Genomic DNA, 3,627 nt, shown 5'->3' with positions numbered 1-3,627 from the left:
CTTAGGCTAACCTAACATCGAAGGAGGAACATGGACGGGATCGCGCTGGTGACGGGCGCCGCACAGGGCATCGGCCGCGCCGTCGCCGTGGCGTTCGCCGCCGGCGGCACCCGGGTCGCGGCGCTCGACCGCGACGCGGACGGCCTCGCCAAGCTCGCCGCCGAGCACGACGGCATCGCCGCCCACCCCGCCGACGTCAGTTCGGCGGGGCAGGTGGAGGACGTCGTCGCGGCGGTCGAGGCCGGGCTCGGCCCGATCACCGTCCTGGTCAACGTGGCCGGGATCCTGCGCACCGGCCCGGTGCTCGGCTGCTCCGACGCCGACTGGGCCGACACGTTCGCGGTCAACGCGACCGGGGTCTTCCACGCCAGCCGCGCGGTGGCCCGGCGGATGCGGGTCCGCCGGGCCGGCGCCATCGTGACGGTCTCGTCCAACGCGGCCGGCGTGCCGCGGGCCGGGATGGCCGCCTACGCCGCGTCCAAGGCGGCCGCGACCCACTTCACCAAGAGCCTGGGGCTGGAGCTGGCGGAGTACGGCATCCGCTGCAACGTCGTCGCCCCCGGCTCGACCGACACGCCGATGCAGCGGGCCATGTGGGCCGGACACCCCGGCGGGCCCGCGGCCGGGGCGGCGGCGGTCGTCGCCGGCGACCCCGCGGCCTACCGGGCCGGCATCCCCCTCGGGCGCATCGCCGAGCCCGAGGACATCGCCGACGCCGTGCTCTTCCTCGCCTCGGAGCGCGCCCGGCACATCACCATGCACGACCTGTACGTCGACGGCGGCGCCACGCTGCGCGCCTGAGCGCCGATCCCGGCAGGACCTGCCGGCCGAAGGGAGCACCACCCGTGACCACCGTCTCCACCGAGCCCGCCGTCGGCTCCGCCGCCGAACCCGTCGCCGCGTACCGCCCCGGCGCGTCCTCGCTCTTCGCCTCGCCGCGCGGCACGCTGCTGGCCGAGGGCACCTACTTCGCGGTCCCGCCCTCCGGCCGCCGCGACGCCCTGGCCGACCTCGACCGCCGGGTGCAGGCCGTGCTCGGCGTGGCCGAGGCGGCCGGGCACTCGGTGCGCACCGTGGTCGGCGCGGTGCCGTTCGCCCCGGACGCGCACGCCCAGCTGGTCGTCCCGCTGCACCTGCGGCGCGGGCGCCCCATGGGCCCCGGCGAGCCCGCGCGCCCCGCCATGCAGTCCATCAACCGCCTGCATCCGGTGCCGGCGCCCGACCGGTACGCGGCCGCCGTCGACCGGGCGGTGCGGGAGATCGGGGACGGGCGGTACACCAAGGTGGTGCTGGCCCGTTCGCTGCGGGCCGACGCGCCCGGCTTCGACCCGGCGCCGGTGGTGCGGGCGCTCGCGGCGCGGGAGCCCGGCGGGTACACCTTCGGCGTCGATCTGGGCGGCGGGCGGACACTGCTCGGGGCCAGTCCCGAGCTGCTCGTCTCCCGGCACGGCCGGCAGGTCGCGGCCCATCCGCTCGCCGGCTCGGCCGCCCGCAGCGCCGACCCGGCCGAGGACGCCCGCCGCGCCGCCGCCCTGCTGCGCTCCGAGAAGGACCGGCACGAGCACGCGGTCGTGACCCGGGCCGTGGCCGACGCGCTGCGCCCGTTCTGCGCACAGCTCACGGTGCCCGCGGAGCCCACGCTGGTGCGCACCAACACCATGTGGCACCTCGGCACCCTGGTCACCGGCACCGTCGCCGACCCCGCGGTGAGCGCCCTGACCCTGGCCGCCGCGCTGCACCCGACGCCCGCCGTCTGCGGCACCCCGACGACGGCCGCGCGGACCGCGATCGGCGAGCTCGAACCGTTCGACCGCGGCTTCTACACCGGGATGGTCGGCTGGGTCGACGCCGCCGGGGACGGCGAGTGGGCGGTCACCATCCGGTGCGCGGTCGCCGACGGCGGCGGCCTCGACCTGTTCGCCGGGGCCGGGATCGTGGCCGGCTCCGACCCGGAGGCCGAGCTCGCCGAGACCTCCGCGAAGCTCGGCACCATGCTGGCCGCCCTCGGGCTGTCGACGGAGCAGGCCGATGTTTCCTGAGGCATTCGCCGAGGTGTACCGCGAGCGCGGCTACTGGACCGGCCAGACCTTCGACGACCTGCTGCGCGAGCGGGCCGAGGCGCACGGCGGGCGGATCGCCGTCGTCGACGGGGACCGCCGGGTCAGCTACGCCGAACTGCGCGACCGGGCCCTGCGCCTGGCCGCCGGCCTGCACGGGATCGGGGTGCGCCGCGGCGACCGGGTCGTGGTGCAGCTGCCCAACACCGCCGCGTACTTCGACGTGATCTTCGCGCTGTTCCGCCTCGGCGCGCTGCCGGTCTTCGCGCTGCCGGCGCACCGCTCGGCCGAGATCGGCTACTTCTGCGCCCACACCGAGGCGGTCGCGCTCGTCACCACCGACGTGCACGAGGGCTTCGACCACCGCACCCTCGCCGCCGCGGCCGAGCCGGCGACCCTGATCGTGGCCGGGGACGCCGGCGGGCACGTGCGGCTCGACTCGCTCTACGCGGACGCGGCCGACGTGGCCCGGCTGCCCGCCGGCCCGCCGGCCGACGAGGTCGCGTTCCTGCAGCTGTCCGGCGGCAGCACCGGGCTGCCGAAGCTCATCCCGCGCACGCACGACGACTACCTGTACAGCGTCCGCGCCTCCGCCGAGATCTGTCACCTCGGGCCGGACAGTATTTATCTGACGGCGCTGCCGGTGTCGCACAACTTCACGATGTCCTCGCCGGGCGTGCTCGGCGTGCTGCACGCGGGCGGCCGGATCGTGCTCGCGCCGCGGCCCGACCCGGCGACCGTCCTGCCGCTCATCGAGGCCGAGCGGGTCACCATCACTGCGGTCGTACCGCCCCTGGCCCTGCTCTGGCTCGAGGCCGTCGAGGCGGCGGCGGAGAAGCCGGACCTGTCCAGCCTGGCCGTATTGCAGGTCGGCGGGGCCAAGCTCGTCGACACCGTCGCCGCGCGGATCGGCCCCGGCCTCGGGTGCCGCCTGCAGCAGGTGTTCGGGATGGCCGAGGGGCTCGTGAACTACACCCGGCTCGACGACCCGGACGAGATCGTGCTCCATACGCAGGGCCGGCCGATCAGCCCCGACGACGAGCTGCGCATCGTCGACGACCGCGACGAGCCGGTGCCGGCGGGGGAGGTGGGGCACCTGCTCACGCGGGGGCCGTACACGATCCGCGGGTACTGGCGGGCGGCCGAGCACAACCGCACCGCCTTCACCGCCGACGGCTTCTACCGCACCGGCGACCTGGTCCGGCTGCGCCCCGACGGCTACCTGGTGGTCGAGGGCCGGGCCAAGGACCAGATCAACCGGGGCGGCGAGAAGATCGCGGCCGAGGAGGTCGAGAACCACCTGCTGACCCATCCGGCGGTGCACGACGCCGCGGTCGTCGCCGTGCCCGACGCCTATCTCGGGGAGCGCAGCTGCGCGTTCGTGGTGCCCCGGCCCGGCGCCGCCCCGCTCACCCTGCCCGCGCTGCGCCGGCACCTGCGGGAGCGCGGGCTCGCCGCCTACAAGATCCCGGACCGGCTGCAGATCCTCGAGGCGTTCCCCGTCACCGGCGTCGGCAAAGTCAGCCGCCGCGAGCTCCGCGCGGCCCTGGCCGCGACCCAGAAAGGCTGA

The 3,627-nt window shown here is 76.2% G+C and carries 3 protein-coding genes; all 3 read left to right on the top strand.

What is annotated here, in order from left to right; genetic code table 11:
- Positions 1–30 precede the first annotated feature (30 nt).
- From ACQPZ4_RS37860 to ACQPZ4_RS37850, 3 genes are read left to right on the top strand one after another with little or no spacing between them, the layout of a single operon-like run.
- The gene (locus tag ACQPZ4_RS37860) at positions 31–801 is read left to right on the top strand and encodes a 2,3-dihydro-2,3-dihydroxybenzoate dehydrogenase (RefSeq protein WP_433047007.1); all 771 of its coding nucleotides are present in this window, start codon (positions 31–33) and stop codon (positions 799–801) included.
- Positions 802–845: 44 nt separating this feature from the next.
- Positions 846–2,039, top strand: coding sequence for an isochorismate synthase (locus tag ACQPZ4_RS37855; protein WP_433047004.1), 1,194 nt, complete (start codon positions 846–848; stop codon positions 2,037–2,039).
- The gene (locus ACQPZ4_RS37850) at positions 2,029–3,627 is read left to right on the top strand and encodes a (2,3-dihydroxybenzoyl)adenylate synthase (protein ID WP_433047001.1); all 1,599 of its coding nucleotides are present in this window, start codon (positions 2,029–2,031) and stop codon (positions 3,625–3,627) included. Before ACQPZ4_RS37855 ends, ACQPZ4_RS37850 begins: the two co-directional genes overlap by 11 nt.

The organism is Dactylosporangium sp. CS-033363 (assembly GCF_050942475.1).
Lineage (GTDB): Bacteria > Actinomycetota > Actinomycetes > Mycobacteriales > Micromonosporaceae > Dactylosporangium.
Note: the sequence above shows the minus strand (reverse complement) of the source record. Positions and strands in the feature narration are given on the sequence as shown.

Bases quoted from the DNA above. Each gene is read 5' to 3' on its own strand.
- ACQPZ4_RS37860 (WP_433047007.1), top strand. From the start codon at position 31: ATGGACGGGATCGCGCTGGTGACGGGCGCCGCACAGGGCATCGGCCGC.
- ACQPZ4_RS37850 (WP_433047001.1), top strand. From the start codon at position 2,029: ATGTTTCCTGAGGCATTCGCCGAGGTGTACCGCGAGCGCGGCTACTGG.